The 18,164-nt window shown below is 62.2% G+C and carries 16 protein-coding genes and 1 tRNA gene; 6 read left to right on the top strand and 11 right to left on the bottom strand.

Features of this window, described 5'->3' with window-relative positions; translation table 11 throughout:
* From secD to queA, 4 genes are read right to left on the bottom strand one after another with little or no spacing between them, the layout of a single operon-like run.
* Complete coding sequence (gene secD / locus AT700_RS05620; protein WP_003110921.1) at positions 1 to 1,863, bottom strand: protein translocase subunit SecD; 1,863 nt, start codon at positions 1,861 to 1,863, stop codon at positions 1 to 3.
* A gap of 59 nt (positions 1,864 to 1,922) precedes the next feature.
* A complete protein-coding gene (gene yajC / locus AT700_RS05615) occupies positions 1,923 to 2,261 on the bottom strand; it encodes a preprotein translocase subunit YajC (RefSeq protein ID WP_003092856.1) in 339 nt (112 codons plus the stop codon).
* Positions 2,262 to 2,304: 43 nt separating this feature from the next.
* The gene (gene tgt / locus AT700_RS05610; protein ID WP_003100607.1) at positions 2,305 to 3,423 is read right to left on the bottom strand and encodes a tRNA guanosine(34) transglycosylase Tgt; all 1,119 of its coding nucleotides are present in this window, start codon (positions 3,421 to 3,423) and stop codon (positions 2,305 to 2,307) included.
* A 12-nt stretch (positions 3,424 to 3,435) separates the two neighbouring features.
* Positions 3,436 to 4,479 (bottom strand): tRNA preQ1(34) S-adenosylmethionine ribosyltransferase-isomerase QueA, encoded by a 1,044-nt coding sequence (gene queA / locus AT700_RS05605; RefSeq protein WP_048520815.1) that lies wholly within the window; start codon positions 4,477 to 4,479, stop codon positions 3,436 to 3,438.
* Positions 4,480 to 4,581: 102 nt separating this feature from the next.
* Here queA and AT700_RS05600 point away from each other — a divergent pair.
* Positions 4,582 to 4,668, top strand: a tRNA-Leu gene (locus AT700_RS05600).
* 471 nt (positions 4,669 to 5,139) lie between these two features.
* Here the strand turns inward: AT700_RS05600 and AT700_RS29180 are convergent.
* Both AT700_RS29180 and AT700_RS30125 read right to left on the bottom strand, forming a co-directional pair.
* Positions 5,140 to 5,709, bottom strand: coding sequence for a hypothetical protein (locus AT700_RS29180; RefSeq protein ID WP_003453764.1), 570 nt, complete (start codon positions 5,707 to 5,709; stop codon positions 5,140 to 5,142).
* A gap of 128 nt (positions 5,710 to 5,837) precedes the next feature.
* A complete protein-coding gene (locus AT700_RS30125) occupies positions 5,838 to 6,842 on the bottom strand; it encodes a lectin MOA-related protein (RefSeq protein ID WP_023082206.1) in 1,005 nt (334 codons plus the stop codon).
* Positions 6,843 to 7,317: 475 nt separating this feature from the next.
* Here AT700_RS30125 and AT700_RS05590 point away from each other — a divergent pair.
* Positions 7,318 to 8,417 (top strand): IS3 family transposase gene (locus AT700_RS05590; protein ID WP_235438626.1). Its coding sequence is split into 2 segments (ribosomal slippage): positions 7,318 to 7,501 and positions 7,501 to 8,417, totalling 1,101 coding nucleotides; the frame shifts between segments, so codons are not numbered across the junction.
* A gap of 574 nt (positions 8,418 to 8,991) precedes the next feature.
* Here AT700_RS05590 and AT700_RS05585 read toward each other — a convergent pair.
* Positions 8,992 to 10,572: an EAL domain-containing protein gene (locus tag AT700_RS05585; protein WP_048520812.1), complete on the bottom strand. Its 1,581-nt coding sequence runs from the start codon at positions 10,570 to 10,572 to the stop codon at positions 8,992 to 8,994.
* A gap of 129 nt (positions 10,573 to 10,701) precedes the next feature.
* Here AT700_RS05585 and AT700_RS05580 point away from each other — a divergent pair, with 129 nt between their 5' ends.
* Positions 10,702 to 11,199, top strand: coding sequence for an RDD family protein (locus AT700_RS05580; RefSeq protein ID WP_048520811.1), 498 nt, complete (start codon positions 10,702 to 10,704; stop codon positions 11,197 to 11,199).
* A 131-nt stretch (positions 11,200 to 11,330) separates the two neighbouring features.
* On the opposite strand, the gene lptG is transcribed toward AT700_RS05580, so the two are convergent.
* The 4 genes from lptG to AT700_RS05560 all read right to left on the bottom strand — a co-directional run bounded on the left by lptG (position 11,331) and on the right by AT700_RS05560 (position 15,520).
* Complete coding sequence (gene lptG / locus AT700_RS05575; RefSeq protein ID WP_003092863.1) at positions 11,331 to 12,398, bottom strand: LPS export ABC transporter permease LptG; 1,068 nt, start codon at positions 12,396 to 12,398, stop codon at positions 11,331 to 11,333.
* Entirely contained in the window at positions 12,391 to 13,509 is a 1,119-nt protein-coding gene (gene lptF / locus AT700_RS05570; protein WP_003092864.1) for an LPS export ABC transporter permease LptF, read from the bottom strand. The genes lptG and lptF overlap by 8 nt, the downstream gene beginning before the upstream one ends.
* 191 nt (positions 13,510 to 13,700) lie before the next feature.
* Positions 13,701 to 14,624 (bottom strand): alpha/beta hydrolase, encoded by a 924-nt coding sequence (locus AT700_RS05565; protein WP_048520809.1) that lies wholly within the window; start codon positions 14,622 to 14,624, stop codon positions 13,701 to 13,703.
* An 83-nt stretch (positions 14,625 to 14,707) separates the two neighbouring features.
* Positions 14,708 to 15,520: an AraC family transcriptional regulator gene (locus AT700_RS05560; RefSeq protein WP_048520808.1), complete on the bottom strand. Its 813-nt coding sequence runs from the start codon at positions 15,518 to 15,520 to the stop codon at positions 14,708 to 14,710.
* 336 nt (positions 15,521 to 15,856) lie between these two features.
* Between AT700_RS05560 and AT700_RS05555 the strand changes: the two genes are divergently transcribed.
* From AT700_RS05555 to AT700_RS05545, 3 genes are read left to right on the top strand one after another with little or no spacing between them, the layout of a single operon-like run.
* On the top strand, positions 15,857 to 17,344 hold the full coding sequence (locus tag AT700_RS05555) for a leucyl aminopeptidase (RefSeq protein ID WP_003092867.1): 1,488 nt from the start codon (positions 15,857 to 15,859) through the stop codon (positions 17,342 to 17,344).
* On the top strand, positions 17,341 to 17,769 hold the full coding sequence (gene holC / locus AT700_RS05550) for a DNA polymerase III subunit chi (protein ID WP_003100593.1): 429 nt from the start codon (positions 17,341 to 17,343) through the stop codon (positions 17,767 to 17,769). Before AT700_RS05555 ends, holC begins: the two co-directional genes overlap by 4 nt.
* 11 nt (positions 17,770 to 17,780) lie before the next feature.
* Entirely contained in the window at positions 17,781 to 18,149 is a 369-nt protein-coding gene (locus tag AT700_RS05545; protein ID WP_003100590.1) for a hypothetical protein, read from the top strand.
* Positions 18,150 to 18,164: the final 15 nt, after the last annotated feature.

Genomic DNA, 18,164 nt, shown 5'->3' with positions numbered 1-18,164 from the left:
TTAGATCCACAGCTTCTTGAAGTCACGCCCGCCGAAGATCAGGTTGACCATTGCGCGGGTGACCATGATGGCCGTGAACATCGAGGTGATGATGCCGAGCGACATGGTCACGGCAAATCCTTTCACCGGGCCGGTGCCCATGGCGTAGAGGATGCCGCCGACCAGCAGCGAGGTCAGGTTGGCGTCGAGGATCGCGGTGAAGGCACGGTTGAAGCCTTCGTGGATCGCCCTCTGGACCGACATGCCATTGGCCAGCTCCTCGCGTATCCGCGAGAAGATCAGCACGTTGGCGTCCACCGCCATGCCCATGGTCAGCACGATACCGGCGATGCCCGGCAGGGTCAGGGTCGCGCCGAGGATCGACATCAGCGCTACCAGCATGACCATGTTGAAGGCCAGCGCAACGGTGGCGATCACGCCGAAGAAACGGTAGATGACGATGATGAACAGCGATACGAAGAGCATGCCCCAGAGCGACGCATCGACACCCTTGGCGATGTTGTCCGCCCCCAGGCTCGGGCCGATGGTGCGTTCTTCGGCGAAGTACATCGGTGCAGCCAGGCCGCCGGCACGCAGCAGCAGGGCCAGTTCGGAGGACTCGCCCGGGCCATCGAGGCCGGTGATGCGGAACTGGTTGCCCAGCGGCGACTGGATGGTCGCCAGACTGATGATCTGCTTCTCTTCCTTGAACGCCGGAACCGCGACCTCCTTCTCGACGCCATCGACCATCTGCTTGGTGTAGCGGGTCACCGGCTTCTGCTCGATGAACACCACCGCCATGCTGCGGCCGACGTTGTTGCGGGTGGCGCGGTTCATCAGCTCGCCGCCGTGGCCATCCAGGCGGATGTTCACCTGCGGGCGGCCGTTCTCGTCGAAACTGGCGCTGGCGTCGGTGACCTGGTCGCCGGTGATGATCACCCCGCGCTCCAGCGGCACCGGCGGACGGCGCGGCTCGCGGAACTCGAAGGTCTCGGTGGCGGACTTCAGGGCGTCCGGCTCGGCGGCCAGGCGGAATTCGAGGTTGGCGGTCTTGCCGAGGATTCGCTTGGCTTCCGCGGTGTCCTGCACGCCCGGCAGCTCGACCACGATGCGATTGGCGCCCTGGCGCTGCACCAGCGGCTCGGATACGCCCAGCTCGTTGACCCGGTTGCGGACGGTGGTGAGGTTCTGCTTGATGGAGTACTCGCGGATTTCCGCCAGTTTGGCCTGGGTCAGGGCGACACGCAGGACCTGCAGGCCGTTGCGCTCTTCGGGCACGACCTCGAAATCGCGGAAGTCCTTGGCGATCAGGCTGCGCGCCTTGTCCAGGGATTCGCTGTCGGTGAAGCCGAGCTGGATCGCGCGATCCTGGATCGGCAGGCTGCGGTAGCGCACGCGCTCCTTGCGCAGCAGGCTCTTCACTTCGCTTTCATAGACCTTCAGGCGGGCATCGACCGCCTTGTCCATGTCCACTTCCAGCAGGAAGTGCACGCCGCCGGACAGGTCCAGGCCGAGCTTCATTGGGCTGCCGCCCAGCTTGCGCAGCCACTCGGGAGTGGTCTGGGCCAGGTTCAGCGCCACCACGTAGTCGTCGCCCAGGGTCCGGCGCACCACTTCCTTGGCGGGAAGCTGGTCGTCCTGCTTGACCAGGCGGATCAGGCCGCCCTTCTTCGACAGGCTGTTGGCCTTCACCGCGATACCGGCGTCGGTCAGCGCCTTGGCAGCGCGGTCGACGTCGGCCTGGGTGACCTGCAGCGCCGTGCTGGCGCCGCTGATCTGCACCGCCGGGTCGTCCGGGTAGAGGTTGGGTGCGGAATAGATGAACCCGACGGCGAGGACCGCCAGGATCAGCAGATATTTCCACAGAGGATACTTGTTGAGCATGACACCGCCCGTTATGACGCGGGGCGCCTTGCGCGCCCCGTCATGTGTTTAGGTGAAAATCAGATCGCTTTCAGGGTGCCTTTCGGCAGGGTCGCGGCAATCGCGGCCTTCTGGAACTTCAGCTCGACGTTGTCGGAGACCTCGACGACGACGAAATCGTCGGCGACCTTGGTCACCTTGCCGGCGATACCGCCGGAAGTGACGACTTCGTCACCTTTTTGCAGGTTGCCCAGCAGGTTCTTGTGTTCCTTGGCGCGCTTGGCCTGGGGACGCCAGATCATCAGGTAGAAGATGACCAGGAAACCAACCAGGAAGACCCACTCGAAACCGGTGCCGGCCGGGCCAGCGGCTGCCGGAGCGGCTGCGTCGGCGTAGGCAGCGGGAATTAGAAAGCTCATGTAGCACTCCTGTCACAAAGCAATAGAGTTGGATAAAGGAAAGTCAGGCATCCAGCGGCGGCGTGGGAAGGCCGCGCTTGGCATAGAAGGCATCGACAAAGGCGGCCAATGTACCCTGTTGGATTGCCTCGCGCAAACCAGCCATAACCCGCTGATAATGCCGCAAGTTGTGGATGGTATTGAGCATGCTACCGAGCATTTCCCCGCACTTGTCCAAGTGGTGCAGATAGGCGCGGGAAAAATGTTTGCAGGTGTAACAGTCGCAGGTCGGGTCGAGCGTGGAGTCGTCGTGCTTGTGTACCGAGTTGCGGATCTTGATCACCCCGCTGTCGACGAACAGGTGGCCGTTGCGCGCATTGCGCGTCGGCATCACGCAGTCGAACATGTCCACGCCGCGGCGCACGCCTTCCACCAGGTCTTCCGGCTTGCCCACGCCCATCAGGTAGCGCGGCTTGTCGGCCGGCATCTGCGGCGGCAGGAAATCGAGCACGCGGATCATCTCTTCCTTCGGCTCGCCCACCGACAAACCACCGATGGCCAGGCCGTCGAAGCCGATCTCCTGCAAGCCATCCAGCGAGCGCAGGCGCAGGTCCTCGTGCATACCGCCCTGGACGATGCCGAACAGCGCCGACGGGCTATCGCCATGGGCGATCTTCGAGCGCTTGGCCCAGCGCAGCGACAGCTCCATGGAGCGCTTGGCGACGTCATGGTCGGCCGGGTACGGCGTGCATTCGTCGAAGATCATCACGATGTCCGAGCCCAGGGCGCGTTGCACCGCCATGGACTCCTCCGGCCCCATGAAGACCTTGGCGCCGTCCACCGGCGAGGCGAAGGTCACGCCCTCCTCCTTGATCTTGCGCATGGCTCCCAGGCTGAACACCTGGAAACCGCCGGAATCGGTGAGGATCGGACCTTTCCACTGCATGAAGTCGTGCAGGTCGCCGTGGCGCTGGATCACCTCGGTGCCCGGGCGCAACCAGAGATGGAAGGTGTTGCCGAGGATGATCTGCGCGCCGATGTCCTCGATGTCGCGCGGCAACATGCCCTTCACCGTGCCGTAGGTGCCCACCGGCATGAAGGCCGGGGTCTCGACCACGCCGCGGGGGAAGGTCAGGCGGCCGCGACGGGCCTTGCCGTCGGTCGCCAGCAGCTCGAAGTTCATGAAGCTCATGGATCAGTCCTCGGGTCCGCGGGGCGCGGGATTGCGGGTGATGAACATGGCATCACCGTAACTGAAGAAGCGATAGCCCTGCGCCACCGCCGCGGCGTAGGCGGCCATGGTCTCCGGGTAGCCGGCGAAGGCCGAGACCAGCATCAGCAGGGTGGATTCGGGCAGGTGGAAGTTGGTGACCAGGGCATCGACCACATGGAACGGCCGGCCCGGGTAGATGAAGATGTCGGTGTCGCCGCTGAAGGGCTTCATCTCACCGTCGCGTGCCGCGCTTTCCAGCGAGCGCACGCTGGTGGTGCCGACGGCGACTACCCGGCCGCCGCGGGCCCGGCAGACGGAAACCGCGTCCACCACGTCCTGGCCGACCTCCAGCCATTCGCGGTGCATCACATGGTCCTCGATACGCTCGACACGCACCGGCTGGAAGGTACCGGCGCCGACATGCAGGGTAACGAAGGCGGTATCCACCCCCTTCGCGCGGATCGCCTCGAGCAGCGCCTCGTCGAAGTGCAGGCCGGCGGTCGGGGCCGCCACCGCACCGGCGCGCTGGGCGTAGACGGTCTGGTAGCGCTCGCGGTCGGCCGCATCGTCCGGTCGGTCGATATAGGGAGGCAACGGCATGTGCCCGACCCGCTCCAGCAAAGGCAGCACAGGCTCGGCGAACGCGAGTTCGAACAGGGCGTCGTGGCGTTGCAGCATCTCCGCGCTGCCACCGCCTTCGACGAGGATCCGCGTACCGGGCTTGGGCGCCTTGCTGGCGCGTATGTGGGCAAGCACCCGGTCCTGGTCGAGCACGCGCTCGACCAGGACTTCCAGCTTGCCGCCGGATTCCTTCTGGCCGAACAGGCGCGCCGGGATCACCCGGGTATTGTTGAACACCATCAGGTCGCCCGGACGCAGGTAGTCCAGGAGATCGGCGAATTGTCTGTGGGCGAGGGTTCCCGTCGGGCCATCCAGCGCCAACAGGCGGCTTGCGCGGCGTTCAGGCAGGGGATGACGGGCGATCAGGGCCTCGGGCAAGTCGAAATGAAAATCGGCGACACGCATGGGGAGACTCTCGAAAGGCCGCGTAGCTTACCGGAAATGTGTTTTCCCCGCCACGAACCCGATTGACCAACGGTAGGCGCCTCCCTATACTGCGCCGCCATTGCCTCGGTGGCGGAATCGGTAGACGCGGCGGATTCAAAATCCGTTTCTGGCGACAGAGTGAGAGTTCGAGTCTCTCCCGAGGCACCAAAAAAGCCCGCAAATATTTGATTTTGCGGGCTTTTTCGTTTCTGGCGGCGTAAACATGGCGTAACCAGAAAAAGAGCCGTCCGACACACAGGTTAAATCCCGTCGAACAATCCGCCGAGGGCGTCAAGCTCCCACTTCATGATTACCAGTTCGCCAGTGACCTCGGCCGCTGCTGGCCGCTAGTCGGTGTTGCTGTAGCGGATATCCAAGCGTTTCATATGGAAGGGATCAAGGCAGTGCGCCTGTGGGCCAAGGATCTGCCTGTGAAGTGAGGCGCTCGCAAGAGGGGGCCTCGATGGGAATGAAGCATCGACGTCATGCCGATATCCATTGTCCATAACACGAGAAACGGCAGGGTCACACTGTCCGAACGGTGATTTCGGAGCGTCGCACGCCATCGCTGCTCTTCGTACGCATGGCGTGAAGCGCTTCGCACCCAGGTATCCGGACATTGCCCCAAAGACTGGTCCGTTACTCTTTCCCTGAATGGGGTGGGGCATCTTTACCACCGCAAACCGCCTGGTCGGAACAGACGCGAATGGAAAACGCCTGATCACCGCCAGGGCCGGAGCACGCGGGGCCCCCTGTTGTGTAGATCCTTACGGGATTCCTCATTTCAATCGCGTTCTGAATGGTGGAAAGTAGTCGAGCCTGCGCTTGCCAAGCCTCGGGCCAGTTTCCCGGATACGTAGCGATCGTTATTACTTTTCCTGCATCGGTGCCATCTATCCAAGAGTCGAAGGAGTTCCCTGTGGGCTGGTCGAACCCCTCAGTATCCAGCTTAATTTTCGTGGTTATGGTATTCGAGGCGTAAGGTTCGTCAACCGCGTAATCGGTTATGTAACCCGCACCGCACAGCCAGAACTGAGTACTGTCCTTGGCGGATTTTTTATTCTCTGTCAATGGCAACGCCAGTGCTTGGGAGACAATTACACTAAGTAGCAGGCTGATGCTCAAGGTGCTGAGAGTCTTTTTATGTTTCTTGACGAGAGCCACCTGCTTGAGTGAATAATTTACCTGCAACTTGTGAAAGCTTTCCATAATCTGACTCCTCATCTTCAAATGGCTTGAACGCTTGGAATGCAGCGATTACTCTATATGTTGGGCAGGAGGTTGAAAGTAATTTATCGCTAGCTGCTAGATGATTTAAAGGGTCTCTATGTTGCGGACTAGATAATCATGAACGTCGGAGTGTAATCCCATCTAGCCGCATCCGAAATTTTTCCATTTTGTGGTTCTATAATCTTCAACTCTCCAGAGTAGTTGACGAAAAAGTTGACTGCATGACCATCCCCTCCCGTCTTGGATGCACCGAAAAGTATGCCGACTGCATAGGCGCGCTGGAGTTTCAAGGTCTGACTGTCTTTGTATGCCTGCAATGATGCATAGGCTTTGAAGGCAAAGCTAAAGTCATCACACTCAAAAATATCATTTTTATACGAAACAGATGTCGATGAGCGGAAATTTTTATATATTGAATTTATTTTATTCTCATCCACGAGCTCGCATTCATAATTCGCTAGCTGCACGTTCACCTGCGAAAAGCTTATGTCTGGCCAGGTAGCCTGGCCTAGTGCAAAGATGGCAGGGTTGGCAAGGAAGAAAGTATGGATCGTGAATCTTATAGGTGTGTAACTTGTTTTACTCCCTATATAGACGTCTCCATCGTCTTCGCACAGAGCCATTGTTCCGTCGCTCGTTGTAAGAGAATTATCGCTCGCTAGATAGAACCTGAGGTCTGGGGTTGAGGAGTTCGAGTATTTTTCACCGCCCCAGAATGCCCACTGCCAACTGGCGGGCAAGGTACCATTTGAATGAAGCCAGACATGATTGTATGGCCAGCCTAGTAAAATTGTCGACGGGCTTTCTTGGGTCGGAGGAGAACTGAAAGTAACGCCGAATATCCAGTTTCCATGTTCCTCCTTATCCACCATCTGCGCCCAATTCCAATCACTGGACTCTGTCTTTCCATTTTTGGCAGCGAGAATACGCCCCTGAGAATCAGCGAGTAGATATGCTCTGTTGGCATCCAACTGCTCGAGGGTCAACGGTTCGCTGAGAATTAGAGGTATGCCGAGGGACTGGAAGATGCTTGGCTCTTCCTTGGTTTCATGCTTCTCTTGAAGAGTTTCGCATGGAGCTCGCTCTGCCTGACCTGGCTCTGGCTTTTGCATATATGCCTCTTTTTGTATGGGTGTCATTTTTCTTTTTGGCCGTCGAGAATTTTTATACCTTTCCTTGATTTTCGCTTTTTTCAAGGACTGGGGAAGCCGTTAATTTTCACAGGGATATTTTCATTTTAATATATCGAATCGACTATTAATAGCATTTCGTTTGCTAGAGCAAGGGAGGTTCTCTTTGCGCCTTTGACTTGAACTCGCCATATAAGCTTTTTTGCTTTCTGAGTTTTAGTGACTCTATCCGAGCGGCACTTACTTAACCATCCTTGAACTCCCCTTTTTTGGCTTCCGTACTCTTTGCTTAGCGCACTGGGATTAGTAGTGGATAGGGTTTTAGCCTTCGTTTGAGGGCTCTCTGAATCGCCCCGGGTTTCGTAGACACCTCTTTGCCTTAAACTGAGGCCAATTAGGAGGTGCCATGAGCAACCCGCGTTACCCCGAAGAATTCAAAATCTAAGCACTCAATCAAGTGACCCAAAAGAAGCTGCCTGTCGCTGATGTAGCGGCCCGTCTCGGCGTGTCGACGCATAGCCTCTATGCCTGGATAAAGCGCTACAGCAAACCTCAAGAAGAACGGCAGCAGGACGATGATCAGCACGCTGAACTGCGTCGTCTGCGAGCCGAACTAAAGCGCGTCACTGAAGAGCGAGATATCTTAAAAAAGGCCGCCGCGTACTTTGCCAAGGAGTGCGGTTGAGGTACGCCTTTATCAAGCAGCGAGCCGGCAACTATTCCATTCGACGGCTTTGCCTGACGCTGAAGGTCCATCCCAGCGGTTATTACGCCTGGTTGTCTGAGCCGCAATCGGCACGCGCTAAAGACGATCAGCGACTGCTGGGTTTGATCAAGCATTCTTGGCTGGAGAGCGGCACCGTTTATGGCTATCGCAAAATCCATGACGATCTGCGCGAGGTCGGTGAAGTTTGCGGGCGCCATCGTGTGGCAAGGCTGATGCGTCTTGAAGGACTGCGCTCTCAGACAGGTTATCGACGCCGCCCTGGAAAGTACGGCGGTAAGCCAGCGGTCGCCTCGCCCAATTTGCTGAAGCGCCAATTCGATGTAGTGGAACCCAACAAGGTTTGGGTAACCGACATCACCTACATTCGTACGTATGAAGGCTGGTTGTATTTGGCGGTGGTGTTGGATCTTTTTTCTCGTCAGGTCGTTGGCTGGTCAATGAAGGCGCAGATGACCAGTGATTTGGCTATTAATGCGTTGTTGATGGCGGTTTGGAGGCGTAAACCGAAGCAAGAGGTGATGGTTTATTCCGACCAGGGCAGCCAGTACAGCAGCTCCGATTGGCGCAGCTTTTTGAAGGCAAACAATTTGGTTGCCAGCATGAGTCGTCGAGGCAACTGTCATGACAACGCCGTGGCCGAGAGCTTTTTCCAGCTTCTGAAACGAGAACGGATCAAGCGGAAAATTTACACCACGCGGGAAGATGCTCGTAGCGATGTGTTCGATTACATCGAAATGTTCTACAACTCAAAACGCCGACATGGTTTCAACAATCAGCTGTCACCGCTAGAGTTTGAAAAGCGTCATGCAATGAACTTGCAATGTGTCTAGAGAATCCGGGGCGATTCAGCCAACTGCGCACTGCCGAGCGTAGCTCGCATTCCTGACCGGCATCTGACCCAACGAAGACTCTAGATCAAACACATGGTTTCTGTAAGTATGCAGGCGCGGTTCAATCTGTAGGAGTCGTAACCACTCCAGCAAAGTCAGCCTGGCTATCGAGCAACTTTCGACATGGGGGTATTGCAAAATAAAAAATAGATTTACATCTAATTTAAGTCCCTCCCGAGCACCATCCTAACTTCCCAAGCGTTTCCAGGGGGAGCACAGGACAGCAGAGAAACCGGCCTTCGCGCCGGTTTTTTGTTGTCTGCGATCTGATCCGGCCTGCAAATAAAAAAAGGCAGCGCTGGAGTCGAGACGCTGCCTTTACCCGAACTGCTGTCTTCCCAGCTCGGCGAAAAAAATCTACCACAGCCGAAGCAAAAAAATAGCCCCGCGGATGCGAGGCATTTTGTCGTGCCAGAGGCGATGCAGGGCTTGCACCTGCTCGTCCTGCGGGCCTTTTGTCTCATCCGTAACGAAGAAGCTGAGAGGCTGCCCCTCGCCGAGGGACTGGTAGCCGCTAGCCTCGATCTGCCGGAAGTGCGACGACGGAAGCGTCCTGCCCCTCCTGCACAGTCAGGCTGGAAAGCAAACTCTCCAGCGGCATCGGCCGGCCGATCAGGTAGCCCTGCAGGTAATCCACCCCGCGGGCGGCCAGGTAGTCACGCTGCTCGGGAGTCTCCACGCCTTCGGCGACGATATCCAGGTCGAGCTTGGCGGACAGCTCGACGATGCTGTCGAGAATATGCCCGGAAAGAGTATCGATGCCGATGCGGGCGACGAAGCTCTGGTCGATCTTCAGGCAGTCCACCTGGAACTTGCGCAGGTAGGCCAGGCTGGAATGTCCGGTGCCGAAATCGTCGATGGCGATCTTCACTCCCAGGGCATGCAATTCGTCGAACAGGCGGTCGGTGACTTCGCTCGACTCGATCAGCTCGCGCTCGGTCAGCTCCAGGACCAGGGTGATGTGCCCGAGCGGAAACGCCGCCAACAGCTCGCGACAGTCGTCCACCAAGGCCAGTTCGTGGCAATGGGTGGCACTGATGTTGAAACCGATGTGGAAGCCCGGCTCCAGCTTCCCGGCATGCCCGCCCAGGTCTTCCGCGACCTGGCGCATCAGCGCGCGCGTCATCGGTACGATCAGCCCCGAGCGCTCGGCGAAAGGTATGAACAGGTCGGGCCGGATCAGTCCCTCACGCGGATGACGCCAGCGCATGAGCACCTCGACGCCTATCCAGCGTCCGCCCTGGCCGGGACTCAGCGGCTGGTAGTAGGGAATGAACTCGTTGGCCTCCAGGGCCCGGCGCAGTTCGCTGCTGGGCGAGGCGACCCGCCTGGATAGCCAGTAGCACAGAGTGCCGGCCAGCAGTCCGAAGAACAGTAGCAGGCCGAACATCGCCGGGTTCTGCGAGCGGATCGATCGCCACTCCTCGCCCTCAGGGAAGCCCGACAGCACACGCAACGGATAACGCTGCGAAGCGAGCGATACGGCGGCGACCTCATAGGTGGGCGGCGCGTCGCGGTGAGTGCGGCCCTCGGCATCCAGCCAATTGGGACCGACCACCAGCACCTGGCGGCTACGTCGGTCGACGAGGTCCAGCACGTAGCTCAAGTAGCGCCCGTCGATCGCCGCCAATACCCCGCGCTTGCCGTCGGAGTCCCGCAGGACCAGCAGCGCGGCGTCCGGCGTGACCTGGTTGCCGGGCATCAGCAGGAGGCGTCCGTCGACATAGTTCTCGATCCGCACCGGCTCGTCGAAGCCGCCGAACAACGACGTGCAATAGATCGTATTGTCGCGCGTCAAATTGACCGAGCGCACGAACGGCATGATCGCCACTTGCTCGCGCAGCGCCAGCTCGGCCTCGGGACAAGGACGCCCCGCCACCGGCATGACCTTGCGCGCCGCCAACGCAGCGTTGTCGAGCATCCGTTCGAACTGCCGCACCGCATTCCCGGCTGCCTGCTCGGACGTCTCCTGGAGGCTTCGCTCGGCCTGCCAGTAGAGGATGAGCAGCCCCAGGACGATCGGCATCACCCCGACCAGCACGGACAACGACAGCCGGAGCGCCTTTCTCCTGGCTCGCTTCACCGGAATCGGCATAGAAAAGACTCGTAATGATTGGGGTCTGCGCAAAGACTAGAACAGCCGGGGAAAAGCGTTGCCCGGGTGGGCGGCGCAAGCTGCGGATGGACGTATAATCCCCGGTTTTGCCCCGCACGGAACACGCCGATGCCGAAACACATGCTTTCTCCCCAGGGCGACTATGCCCCTGCCGGTCTGGTCCGCCGCCTGGCGGCGATGTTCTATGACTTCCTGCTCTGCGTGGCGCTGATGATGGTGGTCACCCTGGTCTACCAGCAAGGCATCCTTCGACTGATCTACGGCAGCGACCATCTGCGCGAACTGGCCGACCGCGGCGCGCTGATCGGCGACCCGCTGCTCTCGACCCTGCTGGTGTTCGCCCTGTTCGGCTTCTTCGCCAAATTCTGGACCCACAACGGCCAGACCCTGGGCATGCAGGTCTGGGGACTGCGCGTGCAGAACCGCGACGGCAGCGCCATCAGCCTGCTCCAGGCGCTGCTGCGCTTCATGATCGCCATCGCCTCCTGGCTGTGCCTCGGCCTCGGCTTCCTCTGGATGCTCTGGGACAAGGACAAGCGCACCTGGCACGACCGCTATTCGGAGAGCCAGATGGTCAGGCTGCCGAAGAACACTCACAAGAAGTGAGCGAAACAGGTCCGCAGAACGCGCTGTTTTGGCCTTTGTCGCGCCGGCGCCCAGGCTCCAGCCCGACGCGACAAGGAAGCACAAAGGCCACCCGTGGGTGGCCTTTTTTCATACCCGGCCTGCCGGGCCTGTCAGCCCGCCCGGCGTAGCAGCCAGACACCCGCCAGTGCGCAGATCGAGGCGGGGATCACCACCGCCAGCAGCGGCGGGAAGTCGAACACCAGGCTGGAGGGTCCGAGCAGGTCCTGGGCGATGCGGAAGACGAAGCCCACCAGCACGCCGGTGAAGATCCGCTGGCCCAGGGTCACCGAGCGCAACGGACCGAAGATGAAGGAAATCGCCATCAGCACCAGCGCGGCGGTCACCAGCGGTTGCAGGACCTTGGTCCAGAACGCCAGCCAGTAGCGGTTGTTGTTCAGGCCCTGGTCGGCGAGATAGTGGATGTACTGCCAGAGACCGCTGATAGACAGCGCCTCGGGCTCCATCACCACAGTGTTCAGCAGTTGCGGGCTGAGCTGGGCATCCCAGCGTTCGGTCGGTAGCTTGACCACCTCGGAACGCTTTTCCCTCGGATGCAGCAAGGTGGTGGTGACCTCTTCCAGTTGCCAGTGATCGGTCTCGAAGCGCGCGCGCTTGGCGAAACTGGCCGATTCCAGGCCACGCTGCTCGTCGAAGCGGTAGCGGGTCACGCCGTACAGCACACCATTGGGCTGCACCGCGTTGATGTGGATGTACTCGCGCCCCTGGCGATGCCACAGACCGCGCTTGGAGCTTTGCGAATCGCCGCCGCCCTGGGCCAGGGCGCGGCCGCTCTGGGCGATGTTCTCGGTCCAGGGCGCGACGTACTCGCCAACCAGGATGCCGGCCAGCATCAGCACCAGCATCGGTTTCATCACCGCCCAGACGATCCGCGACAGGGATACCCCGGCCGCGCGCATGATGGTCAGTTCGCTGTTGCTGGCCAGGGTGCCGAGGCCGACCAGGCAGCCGATCAGCGCCGCCATCGGCAGCATGTCGTAGGCGCGCCGTGGCGCGGTGAGGAAGATGAAGCGCAGGGCGTCGCCGATGCCGTAGCTGGCGCTGATGTCGTTGAGTTCGTCGATGAAGGCGAACAGCAGCGCCAGGCCAAGGATCACCCCGAGCACCGCGAGGATCGCGACGAAGACGGTGACACCGATGTAACGATCGAGCTTAACCATGCGCCACCTCGCGACCGGCACGGGAGGACGCCAGCTTCAGGCGCAAGGGTTCCCAATAGAACAGAAGAAGACCGATCGCCAGGAATAGTCCGTGGACCCACCACAGGCCGATGGCCATGGGGATCTTGCCTTTGTCCAGCTGGCCACGGACAGCGATCAGCAGGGCCAGGTAGCCCATATAAAGGAGGATCGCCGGCAGCAGCTTGAGGAAGCGCCCCTGGCGTGGGTTGACCCGCGACAGCGGCACCGCCAGCAGGGTCACCACGAACACCAGCAGCGGTGTCGACAGGCGCCACTGCAATTCGGCCTGGTAGCGTGGGTTGTCGCTGCCGAACAGGTCGGCGGTGGGCACCGCGTCACGCTCGCTCACCTCGCTGCTGGCCTCGGGCTTGGGCAGCATCACGCCATAGGTGTCGTACTGGATCGCCCGGTAGTTGGCCTGCCCGGGATTGCCGTCGTAGCGGTAGCCGTTGTGCAGGATCAGGTAACGGCTGCCATCCGCCTGGATGTTCTGGGTGCCCTTCTCCGCCACCAGGATGGAGATGCCGCGTTCCTGGTTGCTGCTGTTGAGGTCCTTCTGCGAAATGAAGATGCCGGCCAGTTCGCCGCGATCCTTCGACAGTTCCTCGGTATAGGTCACCCGGGTACCGTCGCGCATTGCCTGGAAACGGCCCGGGACCAGGGTGTCGAACTCGGTCAGGGTATCCTGCTTGTTCAACAGCAGGGCGAACTGGTTGATGCCCTGGGGCGCCAGGAACAGGCTCAGCCAGGCCACCAGGATCGCCACCAGCAGCGCCGGCGCCATGGTATAGCCGAGCAGGCGCTTCTGGCTCATGCCGGTCGCCGAGAGCACGGTCATCTCGCTTTCCAGATAGAGTCGCCCGTAGGCCAGAAGGATGCCGAGGAACAGGCCAAGCGGCAGGATCAGCTGCAGGAAGCCGGGAATCCGGAACGCCATGATCAGGAACAGCGAACCGGGGTCGAGCAACCCCTGCGCCGCTTGCGCCAGGTACTTGATGAAACGGCCACTCATGATGATCACCAGCAGCACGGCGCTGACGGCGCTCATGGTGACCAGCACTTCACGGGACAAATAACGGAAAACGATCAATCCGGACACTCCTGGGTTGCCAGGCTCTGACGGGGCCCGTCGGCCCCGTCATCACGCGTTTCCGGCCATGGCGGCATGGCGCGGAGAAAATAGCCGGCATTATCCTGCGATTCGGCGGGCCTGTCACTGCGCAGGCCGAACCAAGAGCCCGATAGACCGTCGAGGCGAACGCTCGTTCAGCGCTTGCCGATTTATTCGACGACTGTCGCTGGCTGCTCGCCGCCCTCTCCGAGATGACGGACGAACCAGTCTGCCGCAGCCTGGCTGGTGGCGTCGAAATGCTCGATGTACGGCGTGAAATGGCCGCCGGCGAGCATCAGCAGCCGCTTGGGCGGCAACGCCCGCTGGTAGGCCTCCAGGCAAAGGTCAGTGGGCGTGAGCAGGTCCCGGTCGGCGACGATCATCAGCAGCGGCGTGGGGCTGATCCGCGCCATGTGAATGCCTGGCTCGTTCTCCCGCGCCAGCTCGGCGCTACGCAGAGTCACCCGGTTGCGCCAGCTCGGCGCCAGCGCCGCGCTGTCGGTGAAGAACCGGTGGGCGTCCGCGCCGGCCATCGCGCAAGGCTCGTCGGGGCCCGCGGCGACCGCCGGCAACAGCGCCGGCGGCAAGCCCTCGAAGCGCCGCTGGCGGTCCGCGTCGAAGCTTGCCAGCAATGCCGGCAACTGCTCGGCGCGGGTCCGGCGCAACGCCGAGGCATGGCCGCTGACGGTCGGCACCTGCGCCACCACGCATTTCACCCGCCGATCCAGTGCGGCCACTTCCAGCACATGTCCGCCGCTGTAGCTGGTTCCCCAGATGCCGATGCGCCTCGCGTCGACCCGTGCCTGGGCGCCCAACCAGGTGATCGCGTCGCGATAGCCGCGACGCTGCATCACCGGATCGATTTCCTGGCGCGGCTCGCCGTCGCTGTCGCCGAAGTTCGGATGATCGTAGAGGAGCACGACGAAGCCGGCGGCGGCGAATACCTCGGCGTAACGGTCCAGGTACTGCTCCTTCACCCCGGAAAAACCGTGCGTCATGACGATCGCCGGCCGCTCGGCACGCGCTTCCGGCAAATACAGCCAGCCGCGCAGGGCGACACCCTCGGAGCGGAATTCCACGTTCAGTCGTTGCATGCTTGCCTCCCGGGGCGGTCGTCTGGAAACGGGCCCAGCATAGGAATCCTGCCGCGTCGGCGCCGTCCGCCAACGGACGAAGGCTACGCCGAATCGGACAAGGCGAAGTAGCGGCTCGGCGTGCTCCCGGTCAGGCGTCGGAACATGGCACTGAATGCGCTGGGCGTCTGGTAGCCGAGATCCACGGCGATCCGCGCCACCGCTTCGCCAGCCGCCAGGCGTGGCAGGGCGGCGGCCAGGCGCACCTGGTGGCGCCAATGGACGAAGGTCACTCCCAGTTCGGAGAGAAACAGCCGTGCCAGGGTCCGCGAGGACGCCCCCACGTAGCGCGCCCACTCCTCCAGCCCGCGAGGGTCGGCCGGGTCCTCCAGCAGCGCTTGGCAGATTCTTCCCAGGCGTCGGTCCGCGGGGTCGGGCAAGGCCAGGGGCTGTTCCCGCGACCACTCCAGTTCGTCCAGCAGCACCGCCATCAACCGCCCCTCCCGGCCGCGCTCGTCGTACAACAACGGCAGGCCGGCGGCGCGCACGATCAACTCGCGCAACAATGGGCTGACCATCACTCCGCGCGGCACCCGGGGGAATTCCGGCGGGCAGGACTGCGGCCGGACATAGACGGTGTGCAAGCGGACCTCGCCGCGCGCCAGCATCGCGTGCGCCATCCCCGCCGGCATCCATACCGCGCGCTGCGGCGGGACCAGCCATAGCGTGCGACCGACATGCAGTTCGATCACGCCCGACAGGGCATGGATCAACTGCGCCCGCTCGTGCCGATGCTCGGCGACCACGAAACCCGCCGGGAAGGTCTTGGCCATGACCCCGAGCGGCCGGCCGACTCGCTGGTAATCGCGTGGGTCAGTACTCCGGGCGGGATCCGCGACAGGTTTGCTGGCGGGCACGGTGCGACTCCTGCGGAACGAAACGTTCATTATAGGGACGCGGCATGGCCGCGGGTTCCCGTGCGTACACAGTCGTGCCAGACACGCCGCAGTTGTGCGACCATGTGCGGCAACGGCCGGGAGGCACCGCCAACCCGGCTCCGGCGCTGTAGAACCTCGGTTGCCATCCTCGGCATGGAACGACCCCCGCCGCAACGACTAAGCTGTCGCTGCCTGCGTCACCGCCCCGGCGGCGACCGTCAGTCCTCGGGACGAATCGTGCTCGGAACAATCGCTTACCGCTAACGGATGCCGCCCCTTGCGCCATCCCGACTGTCTGTATTGGGGACCTCTTCCATGGAATTCCTTGTTAAAAGCGTACGCCCGGAAACCCTGAAAACCGCCACCCTGGTGCTCGCCGTAGGCGAAGGCCGCAAGCTCGGCGCCAGCGCCAAGGCGGTCGACGACGCCACCGGCGGCGCCATCAGCGCAGTGCTCAAGCGTGGCGACCTGGCCGGCAAGGTCGGCCAGACCCTGCTCCTGCAGAGCCTGCCCAATCTCAAGGCCGAGCGCGTGCTGCTGGTCGGCGCCGGCAAGGAGCGCGAACTGGGCGACCGCCAGTACCGCAAGCTGGCCTCCGCCGTGCTGTCGACCCTCAAGGGCCTGGCCGGCGCCGATGCCGCGCTGGCCCTCGGCGATCTCGCGGTGAAAGGCCGCGATGCCCACGCGAAGGCGCGTCTGCTGGTGGAAACCCTGGCCGATGGCCTGTACGTGTTCGATCGCTACAAGAGCCAGAAAGCCGAGCCGCTGAAACTGAAGAAGCTGACCCTGCTCGCCGACAAGGCCGACAGCGCCGCCGTCGAGCAAGGCAGCAAGGAAGCTCAGGCCATCGCCAATGGCATGGCCCTGACCCGCGATCTCGGCAACCTGCCGCCGAACGTCTGCCATCCGACGTTCCTCGGCGAGCAGGCCAAGGGCCTGGCCAAGGAGTTCAAGGGCCTGAAGGTCGAGGTCCTCGACGAGAAGAAACTGCGCGAGCTGGGCATGGGCTCGTTCCTCGCCGTCGCCCAGGGCAGCGACCAGCCGCCGCGGCTGATCGTCCTGCAATACAACGGCGCGAAGAAGGACCAGGCCCCGCACGTGCTGGTCGGCAAGGGCATCACCTTCGACACCGGCGGCATCAGCCTCAAGCCGGGCCTGGGCATGGACGAGATGAAGTTCGACATGTGCGGCGCCGCCAGCGTCTTCGGCACCTTCCGCGCGGTGCTCGAACTGCAGTTGCCGATCAACCTGGTCGGCCTGCTGGCCTGCGCCGAGAACATGCCCAGCGGCGGAGCCACCCGTCCGGGCGACATCGTCACCACCATGAGCGGGCAGACCGTCGAGATCCTCAACACCGACGCCGAAGGGCGCCTGGTGCTGTGCGACGCACTGACCTACGCCGAGCGCTTCAAGCCTCAGTCGGTGATCGACATCGCCACCCTCACCGGCGCCTGCATCGTCGCCCTGGGCAGCAACACCTCGGGCCTTATGGGCAACAACGAAGCGCTGGTCAGGCAACTGCTCAAGGCCGGCGAGTTCGCCGACGACCGCGCCTGGCAATTGCCGCTGTTCGACGAATACCAGGAACAGCTGGACAGCCCGTTCGCCGACATCGCCAACATCGGGGGGCCGAAGGCCGGCACCATCACCGCCGGCTGCTTCCTCTCGCGCTTCGCCAAGAAATACCACTGGGCGCACCTGGACATCGCCGGCACCGCCTGGATCAGCGGCGGCAAGGACAAAGGCGCCACCGGCCGCCCGGTTCCGTTGTTGACCCAGTACCTGCTGGAACGGGCCAAGTGACCCGGGTCGATTTCTACGTGATCCCCAGCGCCGATCCGTCGGCGCGCCTGCAGGTCGCCTGCCGCCTGGCCGAGAAGGCCTGGCGGCAGGGCATGCAGGTCTACCTGCATTGCGCCGACGAGGCGCAGCGCAGCGAGTTGGACGGCCGCCTGTGGAGCTTCCGCGGCGAGGCCTTCATTCCTCACAGCCTGGCCGAGGAAGACGCCGAGGCGCCCGTCGCCCTGGGCCTGGGCGAGCCCCCGGGGAACCATCGCGACCTGCTGATCAACCTGACCCTCGAGGCCCCCGGCTTCGTCCCGAACTTTTCGCGGGTGGCCGAACTGGTGGTCGAGGAGCCGGCGATCCGCCAGGCGGCACGGGATAAATTCCGCTTCTACCGGGAGCAGGGCTATCCTCTACAGGACCATCGCCTGCCGCGTATCTGAAGTGCACGACCATGGACAGCCACAAACCGACACAACCCCCGGAGCAGTTGCTCGATGACCTGGAGTCGATCCACGACCTGCTCTACGAACGGAACGAGCCGCCCTTGCTGACCGAATCCTTCGAGCCGGACAACATTCCCCTGCTCTCCGACGTCGTCTCCCCCGGTACCGCCCCGCGCGCGCCAGAGCCGCAGACCGCGGCAGCCACCACGGCAGGGCTGGCGCCCGCCGAACAGGAGCGCCTGGACGACGAGTTGCGAGCGTCCGCCGAACTGATCCTGCAGGAAGTCATCGACGACTTCGCCCCGCAGATCGAAGCCGAACTGCGCCGCCGCCTGCAAGCCCGCCTGGGTCGCCTGCTCGGCCAACGCAACGGCTGATCCGGACGCGGCGGG

Origin of the sequence: Pseudomonas aeruginosa, from assembly GCF_001457615.1 — a bacterium.
GTDB classification, from domain to species: Bacteria; Pseudomonadota; Gammaproteobacteria; order Pseudomonadales; family Pseudomonadaceae; genus Pseudomonas; species Pseudomonas aeruginosa.
The sequence above is the reverse complement of the archived record's forward strand: the minus strand, read 5'-3'. Positions and strand labels throughout refer to the sequence as shown.